The following is a 17,065-nucleotide window of genomic DNA, read 5'->3' as shown; positions in this document are numbered from 1 at the left end:
GCCGAGTAGGACGGTCGTACGATCACAGGCAGCACGATGACGATCCCCGAGCGGCAGGAGTTCCCCATGACCGACGCGGCCCCCGACGCGGCCCCCGTCCTGAAGGTCCCGCAGGACGTGCTGGACCACTTCGCCAAGCTCGGCGTCGACCCGCAGACCTTCTCCGGCGGCGCCCTCGGCGAGAAGCTCGGCATCCGGATCGTCGAGGCCTCCGGCGACCGGGTGGTCGGCACCATGCCGGTGGAGGGCAACCAGCAGCCGTACGGGCTGCTGCACGGCGGCGCGTCGGCGGCGCTGGCCGAGACGCTGGGCTCGATCGGCGCGATGCTGCACGCGGGCCCCGGCCGGTACGCGGTCGGGGTGGACCTCAACGCCACCCACCACCGCTCGGCCACCTCCGGGCTGGTCACCGGGGTGGCGACGGCGGTGTTCAAGGGCCGCACCGCCGCCACGTACGAGATCGCGATCACCGACGACACCGGCAAGCGGGTCACCAGCTGCCGGCTGACCTGCATGCTGCGCGACCTCTGACCCCGCGCCGGGACCCTTCCCGGTGCCGACGGATCATCAAATCCCTTGACCGCCCCCTTGTTTGACCTTCCGCCACCCTGGGCAGGCGTTGGTCTGGACAAGGGGGCGGCGGCATGTCCGGGCGCGGCCGACGCGGCAGCATGCCCGGAATCCGCGCAGGTAACGCTACGTAACAAGTAGGAAATCCGAGCAATGGCCCGCTCCGAGGCTCACAGGCGGCCCGGAGTTCCTTCGCCATGCCCTCGCTGTCCGAAATCCGGACGAGCATGACCGGAACAAGTGAATCGGACACGGGCGTCCGACTATCGGCCAAGCCAGCTGCAACCCCCATTTCTGGCCCTTACATCGCCCCAACAGCCCCTAAACGCCCTACATCGGCGGATCGCTCGCGCCAAAACGACCACATGCTGAGACAACTGCTCTGTGTGCTCATAACAAGAGAATCACAGCCTCGCCACACCACTGCCCGAGTCGCCCAGAGGCATCTAGAGTCACGGCCAGTCACCGCGCCAACGGATTGGGCCCGGCCCTCCGCGCATCCCGGCTCCCGCCAACTCAGGCGCGGCGCCTCCCGAACCGAAGGGGACCCTCGTGCGTCACCGTTCCGCAATTGTCGTGAGCATTGCCGTGATCGGCGCCCTGAGCCTCAGCGCGTGCGGCTCCCGCGACGACAAGAAGTCCGCCGACGGAGGCAGCGGCAACAGCGGCTCCGCCACCACCGTCACCATCGGCATCGACGCCCCGCTCACCGGCGACCTCTCCGCCATCGGCATCGGCATCCGCAACTCCGTCGACCTCGCGGTCAAGAAGGCCAACGAGCAGAACGAGGTCCCCGGCGTCAAGTTCCAGGTCAAGGCCCTCGACGACACCGCCAAGCCCGGCCCCGGCCAGCAGAACGCCACCCAGCTCGTCGCCGACAACAGCGTCCTCGGCGTCGTCGGCCCGCTCAACTCCAGCGTCGCCCAGTCGATGCAGCAGATCTTCAACGACGCCAACCTCGTCGAGATCTCCCCCGCCAACACCGGCGTCGCCCTCAGCCAGGGCGAGAAGTGGGTCACCGGCGAGAAGAAGCGCCCCTTCAAGACCTACTTCCGCACCGCCACCACCGACGCCGTCCAGGGCCCCTTCGCCGCCCAGTTCCTCGCCAAGGACGCCAAGAAGTCCAAGGTCTTCCTCATCGACGACCAGAAGACCTACGGCGCCGGCCTCGCCGCCACCTTCAAGGCCGAATTCACCAAGCAGGGCGGCAACATCGTCGGCGAGGAGCACGTCAACCCCGACGACCGCGACTTCTCCGCCATCGTCACCAAGGTCAAGACCTCCGGCGCCGAAGCCGTCTACTACGGCGGCGAGTACCCCGCCGCCGGCCCGCTCTCCCTCCAGCTCAAGGACGCCGGCGTCAACATCCCGCTGATGGGCGGCGACGGCATGCAGAGCGCCGACTTCATCAAGCTCAACCCCAAGAGCGCCGGCGACTACGCCACCGCCGTCGGCGGCGCCGTCGAACAACTCCCCACCGCCGCCAAGTTCATCGCCGACTACAAGGCCGCCGGCTACAAGGACCCCTACGAGACCTACGGCGGCTACTCCTACGACAGCGGCTGGGCCATCATCCAGGCCGTCAAGGCCGTCGCCGCCGCCAACAACGGCAAGCTGCCCGCCAACCCGCGCGCCGCCGTCGTCGACGCCGTCCAGAAGGTCTCCTTCGACGGCGTCACCGGCAAGGTCTCCTTCGACGAGTTCGGCGACACCACCAACAAGCAACTCACCGTCTACACCGTCAAGGACGGCAAGTGGACCGTGGAGAAGACCGGCACCTTCAACGGCTGAACCTCCAGCGGCTGAACCTCCAGCGGCTGGGCCTTCAACGGCTGAGCCCTCGACAGCTGGGCCTCCAGCGGCTCAGCCCTCGACGGCTGAACCTCAACCGCTGAGCCGGCCCGCACCACCTTCCAGCAGCACAGCGCGCGGGGGCGCCACGAGTGCCCCCGCGCGCCCCCACATCCACCACCCACGCGGACAACCCCGAACGCACTACGGAGGCCCAGCGGTGCACGACCTACCGCAGCAGCTGGCCAACGGCCTGATCCTCGGCGCCCTCTACGGACTCGTCGCGATCGGCTACACGATGGTCTACGGCATCGTCCAGCTCATCAACTTCGCCCACGGCGAGATCGTCATGGTCGGCGGCTTCGGCGCCCTGACCGCCTACCTCGCCCTCCCCGGCGGCACCACCCTGTGGCTGGCCCTGCCGCTCATGCTGATCGCCGGCATCCTGGTCTCCACCCTCACCGCCGTCGCCGCCGAGCGCTTCGCCTACCGGCCCCTGCGCAACGCCCCCCGACTCGCCCCCCTCATCACCGCGATCGGGCTGTCCATCTTCCTCCAGCAACTCGTCTTCTCCTTCTACCCCGACGCCAAGAAGGCCCGGGTCTTCCCCAAGATCCCCGGCGACCCCTTCAGCCTCGGCTCCGTCACCATCCAGCGCAGCGACCTCTTCCTGCTCATCGCCGCCCCGCTGTGCATGCTCGCCCTCGGCTGGTTCGTCACCCGCACCCGCTCCGGCCGCGCCATGCAGGCCACCAGCCAGGACCCCGACACCGCCAAGCTCATGGGCATCGACACCGACCGCATCATCGTCATGGCCTTCGCCATCGGCGCCGCGTTCGCCGCCGTCGCCGCCGTCGCCTACGGACTGCGCAGCGGCCAGGTCGACTTCCGCATGGGCTTCATCCTCGGCCTCAAGGCCTTCACCGCCGCCGTCCTCGGCGGCATCGGCAACATCTACGGAGCCATGCTCGGCGGCATCGCCCTCGGCCTCGCCGAAAGCCTCGCCACCGGCTACATCCAGCACCTCCCCGGCATGCACCTCTTCGGAGGCGGCGCCTGGAAGGACGTCTGGGCCTTCGTACTCCTCATCCTCGTGCTCCTCGTCCGGCCCCAGGGCCTGCTCGGCGAGCGCGTCGCGGACAGGGCGTGACCACCATGACCACCACCACCGAAACCACCCCGGTCATCCCCCTGCCGGCCCGCGCCGCCACCGCCCTCACCGGCCTCGGCGCCCTCACCACCGCCGCCTCCGCCGCCCTCCCCTGGACCTGGACCTCCGACTTCCCCGGCGACCTCACCTACACCGGCTCACCCGCCGGCCTCCAATGGCTCGCCCTCGCCGCCGGACTCCTCACCCTCCTCCTGCTCCTCGCCACCCACGGCACCCCCGGCCTGCGCTGGGCCGCCCCCACCCGCAGCCACAACGCCGTCCTCTACACCGCCACCGGCGCCCTCGCCGTCAGCGTCTTCTCCGTCGCCGCCATCGCCACCGAACTCGGCGGCCTCGCCAACCTCGAAGCCGGCGGCTGGATCCTCGCCGCCGGCGGCCTCCTCACCGTCCTCGGCGCCCTCGGCCTCCCCCTCGACCGCCGCACCCGCGTCCCGCTGCGCATCCTCGACAAGCGCCTCTTCCTGCTCGTCCCCGTCGCCCCCGCCGGCTGGTTCGCCGCCCACGCCATCCCCGGCGACCAGCCCGTCGCCCCCGTGATGACCGCCCTCGCGGGAGCCCTCGCCATCGCCGCCGGCGTCGTCCTGCTGCTCCAGCTCGGCCACCTCGCCCACACCTGGCTGCGCCTGGGCACCGTCGACCGGCCCCTGCCCGCGCCGCGCCAACTCCCCTCCTGGGCCGAAGTCCTGATCATCGTCCTGGCCTTCGGCCTCGGACTGTTCACGATCACCTTCGGCATCGACACCGAGTACGGCGAACTCTTCATCGGCTACCTGCTGCTCGCCGCCCTCGTCGTCCCCGCCCTCACCCGGTCCGGCCTGCTCGCCCGGCTGCGCGCCCTGACCGTCAAGCACCGCCCCGTCACCACCGGCGCCGCCTTCGCCGCCGCCGCCAGCTTCCCCTTCACCCAGACGAGCGACCAGTACACGTCCGTCGCCACCAACATCCTGATCTTCGCCACCGTCGCCCTCGGCCTCAACATCGTCGTCGGCCTCGCCGGCCTGCTCGACCTCGGCTACGTCGCCTTCCTCGGCGTCGGCGCCTACGCCGCCGCCCTGGTCTCCGGCTCCCCCGCCTCCCCCATCCACGTCCAGTTCCCGTTCTGGGCCGCGATGCTCACCGGCGCCGCCGTCTCCATGGTCTTCGGCGTCCTCATCGGCGCCCCCACGCTGCGCCTGCGCGGCGACTACCTCGCCATCGTCACCCTCGGCTTCGGCGAGATCTTCCGCATCACCATGCTCAACCTCAACGGCACCACCGGCCCCAAGGTCACCAACGGCTCCAACGGCATCCCCCGGATCCCCGACCTGGAGATCCTCGGCTTCGACCTCGGCAAGCCGCACACCGTCGCCGGCATCGAGCTCGGCCGCTTCTCCAACTACTACCTGCTGATGCTCCTCGTCACCGCCCTGGTCGTGCTCGTCTTCGCCCGGGTCGGCAACTCCCGCATCGGCCGCGCCTGGGTCGCCATCCGCGAGGACGAGACCGCCGCCGAGGCCATGGGCATCAACGGCTTCCGCCTCAAGCTCCTCGCCTTCGCCCTCGGCGCCTGCCTCGCCGGCCTCGCCGGCACCGTCCAGGCCCACGTCAGCTACACCGTCACCCCCGACCAGTACACCTTCGCCGAGGCCCTCCCGCCCAACTCCGCGTTCCTGCTCGCCGCCGTCATCCTCGGCGGCATGGGCACCATCAGCGGGCCCCTCGCCGGCGCCACCCTCCTCTTCCTCATCCCCAAGAAGCTCGAATTCCTCTCCGACTACCAGCTGCTCGCCTTCGGCGCCGCCCTCATCATCCTGATGCGCGTCCGCCCCGAGGGCCTCATCCCCAACCGGCGCCGCCAACTGGAGTTCCACGAGGCCGCCATCCCGGCCCAGCCCGCCGGCGACGGCGCCGCACTCACCAAGGCAGGGGCGTGACCACCCAGATGACCACCACCGCCACACCCCTGCTCGAAGTCACCGGCGTCACCATGCGCTTCGGCGGCCTCACCGCCGTCAACGACGTCAGCCTCACCGTCGGCGAAGGCGAGATCATCGGCCTCATCGGCCCCAACGGCGCCGGCAAGACCACCTTCTTCAACTGCCTCACCGGCCTCTACGTCCCCACCGAGGGCGCCGTCCGCTACCGCGGCACCCTCCTGCCGCCCAAGCCCCACCTCGTCACCCAGGCCGGCATCGCCCGCACCTTCCAGAACATCCGGCTCTTCGCCAACATGACCGTCCTGGAGAACGTCCTCGTCGGCCGCCACACCCGCACCAAGGAAGGCATCTTCTCCGCCATCCTCCGCGGCCCCGGCTACCACCGCGCCGAAAACGAGAGCCGCGAGAAGGCCATGGAACTCCTCGCCTTCACCGGCCTCGCCGACAAGGCCGACCACCTCGCCCGCAACCTCCCCTACGGCGAACAGCGCAAGCTGGAGATCGCCCGCGCCCTCGCCTCCGACCCCGGCCTCCTGCTGCTCGACGAACCCACCGCCGGCATGAACCCCCAGGAGACCCGCGCGGCCGAGGAACTCGTCTTCGCCATCCGCGACCAGGGCGTCTCGATCCTCGTCATCGAGCACGACATGCGCTTCATCTTCAACCTCTGCGACCGCACCGCCGTCCTCGTCCAGGGCCAGAAGATCGTCGAAGGCGACCGCGAAACCGTCCAGAACGACGAACGCGTCATCACCGCCTACCTCGGCGCCCCGCTCGAAGGCACCACCCCCGCAGTCGCGGAGACCGTTACGGAGACCGACCAGTGACCGCACTCCTCGAGGTCGAGGACCTCCGCGTCGCCTACGGCAAGATCGAAGCCGTCAAGGGCATCAGCTTCACCGTCAACCAGGGCGAGGTCACCACCCTCATCGGCACCAACGGCGCCGGCAAGACCACCACCCTGCGCACCCTCTCCGGGCTCCTCAAACCCACCGCCGGACGCATCGCCTTCGACGGCCAGGACCTCACCGCCGTCCCCGCCCACAAGATCGTCGCCCTCGGCCTCGCCCACTCCCCCGAAGGCCGGCACATCTTCCCCCGCATGACCATCGAGGAGAACCTCCTCCTCGGCGCCTTCCTGCGCACCGACACCGCCGGCATCACCGCCGACGTCGACCGCGCCTACGACCTCTTCCCCATCCTCGGAGAACGCCGCCGCCAGGCCGCCGGCACCCTCTCCGGCGGCGAACAGCAGATGCTCGCCATGGGGCGGGCCCTGATGTCCCAGCCCAAACTGCTCATGCTCGACGAGCCGTCCATGGGCCTGTCGCCGCTGATGATGCAGAAGATCATGGCGACCATCATCGAGCTCAAGGCCGCCGGCACGACCATCCTGCTCGTCGAACAGAACGCCCAGGCCGCCCTCTCCCTCTCCGACCGCGGCTACGTCATGGAGACCGGCCGCATCGTCCTCTCCGGGACGGGCGCCGACCTCCTGCACGACGAGTCCGTCCGCAAGGCCTACCTCGGCGAGGACTGACACCTCCACGCATCCACGCCTCCACGCACGGAGGGCCCGGCAGACGAGATCTGCCGGGCCCTCCTCGCGTCCGTCTACTCGGACGCGTCCTCGTCCGCCTTCTTGCGGTCCTGGGCCGCGCCCTCCTCGATGACCGCCTCGGCCACCGCGGCCATCGTCATCCGACGGTCCATCGACGTCTTCTGGATCCACCGGAACGCCGCCGGCTCGTTCAGCCCGAACTTCGTCTGCAGCACGCCCTTCGCCCGGTCCACCAGCTTCCGGGTCTCCAGCCGCTGGGTGAGATCCGCGATCTCCTCCTCCAGCGTCCGCATCTCGGTGTACCGCGACACCGCCATCTCGATCGCCGGCACCAGATCCGCCTTGCTGAACGGCTTCACGATGTACGCCATCGCCCCGGCGTCCCGCGCCCGGTCCACCAGCTCCCGCTGCGAGAACGCCGTCAGCATCAGAACCGGCGCCAGGTGCTTCTCGTGGATCTGCTCGGCGGCGGAGAGCCCGTCCAGCACCGGCATCTTCACATCGAAGATCGCGAGGTCCGGCCGAAGCTCCTCCACCAGCTTCACCGCCGTGGCCCCGTCCCCGGCCTCACCGACGACGGTGTACCCCTCCTCTTCGAGCATCTCCTTGAGGTCGAGGCGGATCAGCGCCTCATCCTCGGCGATCACAATCCGGGTGATCTGGGGCGAATCGGTCTCAAGCGGCTGTGCCTGCTCGTCGGCGGTGCTCACGGGGCTCCTAGTTCCGGCGGGGTACTGCATGCACGAGGGTACCTAGACACGGTATGTTTGAGTTAATCGATTCGGGCAACCGCCTTCGAATCATAGGCCCCGATAGCCCAATCGGCAGCAGGCAGTGGTCTCAAACACCATACAGTGTGGGTTCGAATCCCACTCGGGGCACCTAACCTTCGAATCGAAGGAAGCCTAATTCGGTCCAACAGCCGGAGAGCTTCACCCACTCGGGTGAAGCTCTCTTTGTTTGCATGCCAACATCCCCTCGACCGTGCAATCTCGGTCACATGTACGACCGATCTGTACGCGAGCAGGCCGTCAGCCTCCTCCGCAGCGGCGTCGGCACGGCCGAGACCGCCCGCCGACTGGCCGTCCCCTGCGGCACGGTCTCCTGGTGGAAGCATCAGGATCTCGCCAAGCGCGGCGAACTCCCCGGCCGCAAGCACACCACCTGCATGCACTGCCACGGCGACGAACTGAACCGCCCCGCCTACTCGTACCTGCTCGGGCTCCACCTCGGCGACGGCCACATCAGCCACCCCAAGCAGCATCGAGTCCCCAGCCTGTTCATATCCTGTGACGACAAGTGGCCCGGAATCATGAATGCCGCCGAAACGGCCATGCGACAGGTCCTGCCCAACCTGACACCCTGCCGCGTGCGGCGGCCCGGCAGCCACAACGTCAAGGCGTACTCGACACACCTCGTCTGTTACTTCCCCCAGCACGGCCCGGGAAGGAAGCACGAGCGCACCATCGCCCTGGAGCCCTGGCAGCAGGAGATCGTCGACGCTCATCCATGGGAGTTCCTGCGCGGCCTGATCCACTCGGACGGTACTCGGATCACCAACTGGACGACCAAGACCGTCAAAGGCGTCGTCCGCCGCTACGAGTACCCGCGCTACTTCTTCACCAACACCTCCACCGACATCATCGGCCTCTTCACCGCCACCCTCGACGCCGTCGGAGTCCAGTGGAAGGCCTCGATCCCCCGCCCCACCGGCCAGGTCAACATCTCCATCGCCCGCAAGGACTCCGTCGCCCTGATGGACGCCCGCATCGGCCCCAAGCACTGACAGCCACATGTACGACGTGGCCACGCGGCAGCGGGCGCTCGACCTCCACGCGACCGGGCTGACCTTCAGCCAGGTCAGCCGCGCGACCGGAATATCCCGGTTCGCGATCCGCGCGTGGGCCTCCGGTGCCGTGCCCAGCCCGCGGATGACCGCCGAGTGCCCGGTCCGCAGCGGCCGGCTCGACCCCTCACGCCCGCGCGCCGACTACGCCTACCTCCTCGGCCTCTACCTCGGCGACGGCTGTGTCAGCGAGGGCCGCCGCAAGGTCTACGCCCTCCGCATCGCGTGCTGCGACGCCTGGCCCGGCCTCATCGACGAATGCGAGCGCGCCGTCTCCGCCGTCATGCCGCTCAACAGGGTTCAGCGCGTCCGCGCACCGGGCTGCACCAGTGTCGTGAGCACCAGCAAGCACTGGCCCTGTCTCTTCCCCCAGCACGGCCCCGGCCCGAAGCACCGACGGTCGATCTCCCTCGCACCCTGGCAGCAGGAGATCGTCGACGCCCACCCGTGGGAGTTCCTGCGCGGCCTGATCCACTCCGACGGCTGCCGCATCACCAACTGGACGATGCGAACGGTCGGCGGCGTCAAGAAGCGCTACGAGTACCCGCGTTACTTCTTCACCAACACCTCGACCGACATCATCGGCCTCTTCACCACCACCCTCGACGCCGTCGGCGTCCAGTGGAAGGCCGCGGCCCGGCCGACCGGTGCCACCAACATCTCCGTCGCCCGCAGGGACTCCGTCGCCCTCATGGACGCCCACATCGGCCCCAAGTACTGACAGTGGCAGAGCGGTTCAGCCACCCTCGGGCTCCGGCTCCACCTGTTCGTCCTGTTCGAATCGGGCCCTGGCTGCCTCGTAGGCTGCGCCCGCGCCGGGGTGGTTGAGGATCTCCTCGCGGAAAGCGCGCCAGGGGGTGTGCTCGTTCATCGCACTCATTCCGTCCTGGGCGGCATCCCTCACACGAGGGATGCCGCCCAGTGGCTGTCAGTTGTCCAGGGTCCCCACGTGGTGGACGCGGACGAGGTTGGTGGAGCCGGCGAGGCCGGGCGGGGAGCCGGCGGTGATGACGACGATGTCGCCCTTCTGGCAGCGGCCGAGCGACAGGAGGGCCGCGTCGACCTGTTCGACCATCTGGTCGGTGGTGGGGGCGAAGGGGCCGAGGAAGGTCTCGACGCCCCAGGTGAGGGCGAGTTGGCTGCGGACGGCGGGTTCGTAGGTGAAGGCGAGGACGGGGATGGGCGAGCGGTAGCGGGTCAGCCGGCGCGCGGTGTCGCCGGACTGGGTGAAGGCGATGAGGTACTTGGCGTGCAGGAAGTCGCCGATCTCGGCGGCCGCGCGGGCGACGGCGCCGCCCTGGGTGCGCGGCTTGTTGCCGGTGGTCAGGGGCGGCAGTCCGGCGGCGAGGATGTCGGTTTCGGCGGCCTCGATGATGCGGCTCATGGTCTTGACGGTCTCGACGGGGTACTTGCCGACGGAGGTCTCGCCGGAGAGCATCACGGCGTCGGTCCCGTCGAGGACGGCGTTGGCGACGTCGGAGGCCTCGGCCCGGGTGGGCCGGGAGGCGTTGATCATCGAGTCGAGCATCTGGGTGGCGACGATGACCGGCTTGGCGTTGCGCTTGGCGAGTTTGACGGCGCGCTTCTGGACGAGCGGGACCTGTTCGAGGGGCATCTCCACGCCCAGGTCGCCGCGGGCCACCATGATGCCGTCGAAGGCGTCGACGATGGATTCCAGGTTGTCGACCGCCTGCGGCTTCTCGATCTTGGCGATGACGGGGACGAGGCGCCCCTCCTCGGCCATGATCCGGTGGACGTCCTCGATGTCGCGGCCGCTGCGGACGAAGGAGAGCGCGATCAGGTCGGCGCCGGTGCGCAGGCCCCACCGCAGGTCGGCGACGTCCTTGTCGCTGAGTGCGGGGACGGAGACGGCGACGCCGGGGAGGTTGAGGCCCTTGTGGTCGGAGACGAGGCCGCCTTCGATGACGAGGCAGCGCACGCGCGGCCCGTCGACCTCGACGACCTCCAGGGTGACCCGGCCGTCGTCGACGAGGATGCGTTCGCCGCGGGTGACGTCGGCGGCGAGGCCGGGGTAGGTGGTGCCGCAGATGTCCTTGTCTCCGACGACGCCGTTGTCGGTGGAGATGGTGAACTCGTCGCCGCGTTCGAGAAGTACGGGGCCGTGGGCGAAGGTGTCGAGCCGGATCTTCGGGCCTTGAAGGTCGACGAGGATGCCGACGCTGCGGCCGCTCTCGTCGGCGGCCTTGCGGACGCGGCGGTAGCGTTCCTCGTGCTCGTCGTGGGTTCCGTGGCTGAGGTTGAAACGGGCGATGTCCATTCCGGCGTCGACCAGGGATTTGATCTGGTCGTACGAGTCGGTGGCCGGCCCGAGGGTGCAGACGATTTTTGCTCGGCGCATACTGCTGAGGGTAGGCATTACCGGCGCGTAACCACGACGCGGGTCCGGACGGCGGGATGACCTTTGCCGTAAGGCGAGTTGAACAATCTGACACATCCTCGGACCGGTGTGCGAGCAGCTGCCCGGGTGCCGTCGCCGTCCGGCCTTCCGATGCGAACCCGTGAAGGGGTGTTCACCCTTGGTTCACCGTCGGTTCGGCCGCCGCTCCCCGCCCGGCGGGACGCTCGTCACCCCCGGGTGACCACCCGGACGACGTAGCGGACGAGGGGGAGGCGTTCGGCATGAGACGCACTCTGGGGGTGTTGGCGGCGTTGGCCCTGCTGGGCGGGGTGACGTACGCGCTGATCCCGCAGGACGACCCGGGCGGCGACATCGTCACCGTCTCCGGCCTGATCGGTTCGGAGAAGCGCGACTTCTTCCAGGATCCGCAGGTCGTCGCCGAGTTGGCCAAGCAGGGCATGAAGGTGAACGCGGAGAGCATCGGCTCCTGGCTGATGGACGGCGACGCGAAGGACTTCGCGTTCCCGGCCAGTCAGCCACCGGCCGACAAGCTGCGCGTGGACTGGAACATCAAGGAGGTCCCGGTCCAGCCGTTCTACTCGCCGCTGGTGATCCTCGCGCACCGCCCGGTGGCGGACGTCCTGATGGGCAACGGCCTGGCCACCCTGGACCATTCCACCGGGCTGTGGACGTTCCGGATGGACGCCTACCTGGCCGCGCTGAAGGCCGGCCGCACCTGGCCGGACCTCGCGGGCGCGACCGAGCACGCGGAGTTGAAGGGCCCGGTGTTCCTCACCACCACCGACCCTGAGACGTCCTCCTCGGGGGCGCTGCACATCGCCCTGCTGTCGTACCTGCTGAACAACCGCCAGGTGGTCTACGACCAGGCCGGGATCGACGCCACCAAGGACGTGCTGCGCACGGCGACGGCGATCCAGGGCGGCCAGAAGAGCAGCAGCGACGAGCCGTTCAAGGCCTTCCTGGCCGGGGTCGGCAATCCGCTGGTGCTCGCGTACGAGTCGCAGGCCGCCGCGATGGTGCTGAAGGGCGAGTCGACCGGCGACATGGTGGTGCTGTACCCGGACACCACCATCTACACCGACCACACCATCGTCGGCCGCACGCCGAACGGCCGGCGGCTGGCCGCCCAGCTGCACGACAACGCCGAACTTCGTCGGCTGGAGGCGAAGTTCGGCTTCCGCCCGCAGGACGACCCGGACGCCTTCGCCGCGCTGGTGAAGGGCAAGACCCCGGTCCTGGCGCCCAATCTCGCGGCGGCGAAGGTCAACCAGCCGCAGATTCCCGTGCCCGACATCCTGACCAGGCTGATCAAGGCCGCCAAGGGGAAGGCTCAGTGAACTCCCGGATGAAGAAGCACAGTTGGCCGGTCGCCGCGCTGGCGACCCTGCTGGCGTCCGCCGCCTGCACCTCCACCCCGCCGGGCCCGAAGCCGTCCGACCCGCCGGCCACGACGGCGCAGCCGGGGGTGCTGCGGGTGCTGGCCGGCAGCGAGCTGCAGGACCTGGCGCCGATCCTGGAGGACGCCAGGAAGGCGACCGGGGTGACGGTGCAGTTCTCCTGGACGGGCTCGCTGGACGGCGCGGACGCGGTGTCCTCGGGCCGGGCGGACGGCAAGTACGACGCGGTGTGGTTCCCGTCCAACCAGTACCTGCGACTGGATGACGCGGGGAAGTCGAAGGTGCTGTCGGAGACGCCGGTGATGGTGTCGCCGGTGGCGGTGGGGGTGCGGTCCTCGGTCCTCAACGAGCTCGGCTGGGGGGACGGTTCGAAGGTCTCCTGGGCGCAGGTCGGGGATGCGGCGTCGGCCGGGAAGCTGGCGTACGGGATGGCGGACCCGTCCCGGTCGAACTCGGGCTTCTCGACGCTGGTGGCGGTGGCCTCGGCGTTCTCGGGTGCGGGGGCGGCGCTGACCGAGGGGGACGTGCAGAAGGCGGCGCCGCAGTTGAAGCAGTTCTTCACCGGCCAGAAGCTGACGTCGGGCTCCTCGGGCTGGCTGGCGCAGGCCTACACCCGGGCGGAGCCGGGCAAGGTCGGGGCGCTGGTGAACTACGAGTCGGTGCTGCTGTCGATGAACAAGTCGCTGGCGGCGGACCAGCAGTTGACGGTGATCCGCCCGGTGGACGGGGTGGTGTCGGCGGACTATCCGCTGTCGCTGCTGTCCTCGTCCGCGCAGCGGGAGCGGGACTCCTTCCAGCGGTTGACGGCGTACCTGTTGAAGGAGGACGTGCAGAAACGGATCTCCGAGGTGACGCTGCGCCGCCCGGTGGCGCCGGGGGTGTCGCCGGCGGCCGGGCTGCCGGCGGACCGGCGCCGGGAGCTGCCGTTCCCGGGGAGCCGGGCGGTGGCGGACGGGCTGCTGGCCTCGTACCAGAACGAGCTGCGGCGGCCGTCGCGGACGGTGTACGTGCTGGACACCTCGGGGTCGATGGAGGGTTCGCGGATCTCGGCTCTGAAGTCGGCGCTGGGCCGGTTGACGGGGGCGGACGACACCCGGGCGGTGCGCAGGTTCCGGGACCGCGAGGAGGTGACGCTGATCTCCTTCGCGTCGAAGGTGAAGTGGGCGAGGACGCACGCGGTGCCGGCCTCGGGGAGCAAGCCGGGCCCGGAGACGGAGCTGGCGTCGATCGACGCGGACGTGCAGTCGCTGGCGGCGTCGGGGGGTACGGCGTTGTACGACTCGCTGGAGGAGGCGTACCGGGTGATCGACCGGCAGCAGTCGGCGGCGGGGGACGACCGGTTCACGTCGATCGTGCTGATGACCGACGGGGAGAGCAACGAGGGGGCTTCGGACGGCGACTTCAAGCGGTTCCACGACGGGCTGCCGGCCGGGCAGAAGTCGATCCCGGTGTTCCCGATCAAGTTCGGGGAGGCGGCGGTGAGCCAGCTGCAGGGGATCGCGGACGTGAGCGGCGGCAAGCTGTTCGACGGGTCGGGTTCGCTGGACGGGGTGTTCGAGGAGATTCGTGGCTACCAGTGACGGGTTCGGCCGGCGGGTGCTGCGGTACCTGGAGTCGGCCCGGAACCTGGTCGGCTGCGGGGGCGGCGCGGTGGGACTGGGGCTGCACTTCGCCGGGCTGGGCGGGGCGTGGTGGCCGGCGGTGGTGGCGGGGCTGTACGGGGCGGGCGCGCTGCTGACGCCGGGCGCGCGGACGGACCCGCCCGTCGTGCCGCCCGTCGTCCTGCCCGTCGATCCGCTGGTGCCGCCGCTGCCGTCGGGGCCGCCGCTGCCGTCGGGGCCGTCGGGGCCGTCGACGGCTTCCACGTCGACGCCCAGGCCGGACCCGGAGCCCGCGCCGGAGCCCGCGCCGGAGCCCGCACCGCGACCCGATCCCGAGCTCGCCGCGCTGGCCGACTACCTGGCCACGGTGCCGCTGCCGGATTCGGCCGGTGTGGCGGGCCTGCTGGCGGCGCTGCGCTCGGCGGAGCCGGGGCCGGTGCCCGAGGAGATCGTGCGGCACCGGCTGCCGGTGGCGGTGGCCGGCTACCTGCGGGCGCTGACCTGGCGGCCGTGGGCGGGGCCGGACGCCCCGGATCCGGAGGCGGAGCTCGGCCGCGAGGTGCGCCGACTGGTCGCGGACCTGAACTGAGCGTCCTGCCCCCGAGGGTCCTGCCCCCGAGGAAACCGGACAGGGCCCGGCCGGGTCCCCTTACCACCCCGCCCTCCGCGCACCCCCGTCACGAACGAGTCGCCAAGATCTCACCTGCTGGAAACGTCGGAGGGCTATCCACCGGCCGGGCCCGCACGGCACACTTCTACGCGCGTCCTTCTACGCGCGTCGATGCGCTTCGGCACGCCACCCGAACACCAGTTGACGGACCATCGGCCCGTCAGTCCCCACCCGGGAGAGTCGTCCATGCCCCTGAACCGCCGTGACTTCGTCACCCGGTCCGCCGCCACCGCAGCCGGCGCCGCCCTGACCGGCGGAGCAGTCGTCGCCGCCGCCCCCGCCGCCGTGGCCGCCGAGCCGGCTCCGGCGGCCGCCAAGGGCAAGCGCAAGGGCCGCAAGCAGGCCTTCACCGTCATGGGCACCACCGACCTGCACGGCCGGGTGCTCAACTGGGACTACTTCACCGACGCCGTGTACGCCGACAAGGCGCACAACGACGTCGGCCTCGCCAAGATCTCCACCCTGGCCAACCAGGTCCGCGAGGAGAAGGGCTGGGACCGCTGCCTGCTGATCGACTCCGGCGACATCATCCAGGGCACCCAGCTGACCTACTACTACGCCCGGATCGAGCCGATCGCCACCGACGGCGACAACGTGCCCGACCACCCCATGGCCGTCGCCATGAACCTCATGGGCTACGACGCCGCCGCGCTCGGCAACCACGAGTTCAACTACGGCATCCCCACCGTGAAGGCCTTCGAGGACCAGCTGGAGTTCCCGCTGCTGGGCGCCAACGCGCTGCACGCGAAGAACGAGAAGCCGGCCTTCAAGCCGTACGTGATCAAGGAGGTGTGGCTGGACGAGGACACCCCTCTGAAGGTCGGCATCCTCGGCCTCACCAACCCGGGCATCGCGATCTGGGACAAGGCCAACGTCACCGGCAAGATGGTCTTCCCGGGCATCGTCGAGACGGCCGCCAAGTACGTGCCCCGGATGAAGGCCGCGGGCGCGGACGTCATCGTCGTCTCCGCCCACTCCGGCATCGACGAGCCGACCACCTACGGCGACCAGCTGCCCTGGCCCGAGGACGCCTCCGGCGAGATGGCCGAGACCGTTCCGGGCATCGACGCGGTGCTGGTGGGCCACACCCACAAGGAGGTGGCGCAGCGGCTGATCGTCAACAAGAAGACCGGCAGGACCGTGGTGCTCTCCGAGCCGCTGTGCTGGGGCCAGCGCCTGAGCTGCTTCGACTTCGACGTCGAGTTCGCCGACGGCGCGTGGAAGGTCCTCTCGGTGTCCTCGCGGGTGCTGAACTCCAACACCGTGCCGGAGAACCCGGAGATCGTGGACGCGCTGACCGAGCAGCACAAGAAGGTCGTGGCGTACGTCAACCAGCAGATCGGCACCTGCAAGACGGATCTGTCGATCGCCGAGGCGCGGTTCCGGGCGACCCCGATCATCGACCTGATCGGCCGGGTGCAGGCGGACGCGGTGAAGGCGGCGCTGGCGGGCGGGCAGTACGCCAACCTGCCGGTGCTGGCGCAGGCGGCGCCGTTCAACCGGACGGCGCTGATCCCGGCGGGCCAGGTGAAGCTGCGCGACGCGGCGGGTCTGTACATCTACGAGAACACGCTGGAGGCGCGCGTCCTGACGGGTGCGCAGCTGAAGGACTACCTGGAGTTCTCGGCCAAGTACTACAACCAGCTGGCCCCGGGCGCGCCGGTCGACAAGGACGCGCTGACCGGCGCGGAGACCACGCCGGACTACAACTACGACTCGCTGTACGGGCTGAGCTACGACATCGACATCGCGCAGCCGAAGGGTCAGCGGATCGTCAACCTGTCGTTCCAGGGCAAGCCGATCGACCCGGCCGCGCAGTTCGTCCTGGCGGTCAACAACTACCGTGCCAACGGCGGCGGCAACTTCCCGCACGTGGCGCAGGCCAAGCTGGTCTGGTCGAACTCGGACGAGATCCGCAACACGATGATCGCCTGGGTGAAGGCCAAGGGCGTCATCGACCCGGCAGACTTCTTCACCGACTCCTGGCGCCTGGTGCGCGCCGGCCAGCCGGTGTTCTGAGCACCTCATCCGAAGGCCGTCGGGGGGGGGGGGGGCCCCCCCCCCCCCCCGGCCGGCCGGGGGGGGGGGGGGGGGGCTATTTGGCACGCCGCGCTCCGAAGGCCCCCACGCCCCCACCCCCCGCCGGGCGAAACCGACAGGCC

At 69.9% G+C, this 17,065-nt stretch carries 15 protein-coding genes and 1 tRNA gene; 13 read left to right on the top strand and 3 right to left on the bottom strand.

The window, feature by feature from the left end:
* Positions 1-66: 66 nt before the first annotated feature.
* The 6 genes from ACIOGZ_RS30310 to ACIOGZ_RS30285 all read left to right on the top strand — a co-directional run bounded on the left by ACIOGZ_RS30310 (position 67) and on the right by ACIOGZ_RS30285 (position 6,988).
* Positions 67-531, top strand: coding sequence for a hotdog fold thioesterase (locus tag ACIOGZ_RS30310; RefSeq protein ID WP_363368771.1), 465 nt, complete (start codon positions 67-69; stop codon positions 529-531).
* Positions 532-1,122: 591 nt separating this feature from the next.
* A complete protein-coding gene (locus ACIOGZ_RS30305) occupies positions 1,123-2,361 on the top strand; it encodes a branched-chain amino acid ABC transporter substrate-binding protein (protein WP_363588910.1) in 1,239 nt (412 codons plus the stop codon).
* Positions 2,362-2,581: 220 nt separating this feature from the next.
* A complete protein-coding gene (locus tag ACIOGZ_RS30300; protein WP_063347149.1) occupies positions 2,582-3,511 on the top strand; it encodes a branched-chain amino acid ABC transporter permease in 930 nt (309 codons plus the stop codon).
* Between the two features lie 5 nt (positions 3,512-3,516).
* On the top strand, positions 3,517-5,445 hold the full coding sequence (locus ACIOGZ_RS30295) for a branched-chain amino acid ABC transporter permease (RefSeq protein ID WP_363588925.1): 1,929 nt from the start codon (positions 3,517-3,519) through the stop codon (positions 5,443-5,445).
* Positions 5,446-5,453: 8 nt separating this feature from the next.
* On the top strand, positions 5,454-6,275 hold the full coding sequence (locus ACIOGZ_RS30290; RefSeq protein ID WP_363588927.1) for an ABC transporter ATP-binding protein: 822 nt from the start codon (positions 5,454-5,456) through the stop codon (positions 6,273-6,275).
* Positions 6,272-6,988, top strand: a complete 717-nt coding sequence (locus tag ACIOGZ_RS30285; protein WP_363618946.1) for an ABC transporter ATP-binding protein — start codon at positions 6,272-6,274, stop codon at positions 6,986-6,988. The genes ACIOGZ_RS30290 and ACIOGZ_RS30285 overlap by 4 nt, the downstream gene beginning before the upstream one ends.
* Before the next feature lie 74 nt (positions 6,989-7,062).
* Here the strand turns inward: ACIOGZ_RS30285 and ACIOGZ_RS30280 are convergent, their stop codons facing one another.
* On the bottom strand, positions 7,063-7,749 hold the full coding sequence (locus tag ACIOGZ_RS30280; RefSeq protein ID WP_371516576.1) for an ANTAR domain-containing response regulator: 687 nt from the start codon (positions 7,747-7,749) through the stop codon (positions 7,063-7,065).
* Between the two features lie 66 nt (positions 7,750-7,815).
* Here ACIOGZ_RS30280 and ACIOGZ_RS30275 point away from each other — a divergent pair.
* The 3 genes from ACIOGZ_RS30275 (at position 7,816) to ACIOGZ_RS30265 (ending at position 9,576) form a co-directional block, all read left to right on the top strand.
* Positions 7,816-7,890, top strand: a tRNA-Leu gene (locus ACIOGZ_RS30275).
* A 119-nt stretch (positions 7,891-8,009) separates the two neighbouring features.
* Positions 8,010-8,795, top strand: a complete 786-nt coding sequence (locus ACIOGZ_RS30270; protein ID WP_400988447.1) for a helix-turn-helix domain-containing protein — start codon at positions 8,010-8,012, stop codon at positions 8,793-8,795.
* 7 nt (positions 8,796-8,802) lie between these two features.
* A complete protein-coding gene (locus tag ACIOGZ_RS30265; protein WP_400988445.1) occupies positions 8,803-9,576 on the top strand; it encodes a transcriptional regulator in 774 nt (257 codons plus the stop codon).
* A 15-nt stretch (positions 9,577-9,591) separates the two neighbouring features.
* Here ACIOGZ_RS30265 and ACIOGZ_RS30260 read toward each other — a convergent pair whose 3' ends face one another.
* Both ACIOGZ_RS30260 and pyk read right to left on the bottom strand, forming a co-directional pair.
* Positions 9,592-9,726 (bottom strand): hypothetical protein, encoded by a 135-nt coding sequence (locus ACIOGZ_RS30260; protein ID WP_400988443.1) that lies wholly within the window; start codon positions 9,724-9,726, stop codon positions 9,592-9,594.
* A 57-nt stretch (positions 9,727-9,783) separates the two neighbouring features.
* Positions 9,784-11,214: a pyruvate kinase gene (gene pyk, locus ACIOGZ_RS30255; RefSeq protein WP_363588915.1), complete on the bottom strand. Its 1,431-nt coding sequence runs from the start codon at positions 11,212-11,214 to the stop codon at positions 9,784-9,786.
* 281 nt (positions 11,215-11,495) lie between these two features.
* Between pyk and ACIOGZ_RS30250 the strand changes: the two genes are divergently transcribed.
* The 4 genes from ACIOGZ_RS30250 (at position 11,496) to ACIOGZ_RS30235 (ending at position 16,922) form a co-directional block, all read left to right on the top strand.
* Complete coding sequence (locus ACIOGZ_RS30250) at positions 11,496-12,572, top strand: hypothetical protein (RefSeq protein WP_063347154.1); 1,077 nt, start codon at positions 11,496-11,498, stop codon at positions 12,570-12,572.
* 8 nt (positions 12,573-12,580) lie between these two features.
* On the top strand, positions 12,581-14,212 hold the full coding sequence (locus ACIOGZ_RS30245) for a VWA domain-containing protein (RefSeq protein WP_363588917.1): 1,632 nt from the start codon (positions 12,581-12,583) through the stop codon (positions 14,210-14,212).
* Positions 14,199-14,822 (top strand): hypothetical protein, encoded by a 624-nt coding sequence (locus ACIOGZ_RS30240; RefSeq protein WP_363633729.1) that lies wholly within the window; start codon positions 14,199-14,201, stop codon positions 14,820-14,822. Before ACIOGZ_RS30245 ends, ACIOGZ_RS30240 begins: the two co-directional genes overlap by 14 nt.
* Positions 14,823-15,089: 267 nt before the next feature.
* The gene (locus ACIOGZ_RS30235; RefSeq protein WP_363588921.1) at positions 15,090-16,922 is read left to right on the top strand and encodes a 5'-nucleotidase C-terminal domain-containing protein; all 1,833 of its coding nucleotides are present in this window, start codon (positions 15,090-15,092) and stop codon (positions 16,920-16,922) included.
* Positions 16,923-17,065 lie beyond the last annotated feature (143 nt).

Source organism: Kitasatospora sp. NPDC088160 (genome assembly GCF_044741445.1).
Taxonomy (GTDB): Bacteria; Actinomycetota; Actinomycetes; order Streptomycetales; family Streptomycetaceae; genus Kitasatospora.
Note: the sequence above shows the minus strand (reverse complement) of the source record. Positions and strands in the feature narration are given on the sequence as shown.

Bases quoted from the DNA above. Each gene is read 5' to 3' on its own strand.
- ACIOGZ_RS30265 (WP_400988445.1), top strand. From the start codon at position 8,803: ATGTACGACGTGGCCACGCGGCAGCGGGCGCTCGACCTCCACGCGACC.
- ACIOGZ_RS30270 (WP_400988447.1), top strand. From the start codon at position 8,010: ATGTACGACCGATCTGTACGCGAGCAGGCCGTCAGCCTCCTCCGCAGC.
- ACIOGZ_RS30235 (WP_363588921.1), top strand. From the start codon at position 15,090: ATGCCCCTGAACCGCCGTGACTTCGTCACCCGGTCCGCCGCCACCGCA.
- ACIOGZ_RS30295 (WP_363588925.1), top strand. From the start codon at position 3,517: ATGACCACCACCACCGAAACCACCCCGGTCATCCCCCTGCCGGCCCGC.
- pyk (WP_363588915.1), bottom strand. From the start codon at position 11,214: ATGCGCCGAGCAAAAATCGTCTGCACCCTCGGGCCGGCCACCGACTCG.
- ACIOGZ_RS30245 (WP_363588917.1), top strand. From the start codon at position 12,581: ATGAAGAAGCACAGTTGGCCGGTCGCCGCGCTGGCGACCCTGCTGGCG.
- ACIOGZ_RS30310 (WP_363368771.1), top strand. From the start codon at position 67: ATGACCGACGCGGCCCCCGACGCGGCCCCCGTCCTGAAGGTCCCGCAG.
- ACIOGZ_RS30250 (WP_063347154.1), top strand. From the start codon at position 11,496: ATGAGACGCACTCTGGGGGTGTTGGCGGCGTTGGCCCTGCTGGGCGGG.
- ACIOGZ_RS30260 (WP_400988443.1), bottom strand. From the start codon at position 9,726: ATGAACGAGCACACCCCCTGGCGCGCTTTCCGCGAGGAGATCCTCAAC.
- ACIOGZ_RS30290 (WP_363588927.1), top strand. From the start codon at position 5,454: ATGACCACCACCGCCACACCCCTGCTCGAAGTCACCGGCGTCACCATG.
- ACIOGZ_RS30280 (WP_371516576.1), bottom strand. From the start codon at position 7,749: ATGCAGTACCCCGCCGGAACTAGGAGCCCCGTGAGCACCGCCGACGAG.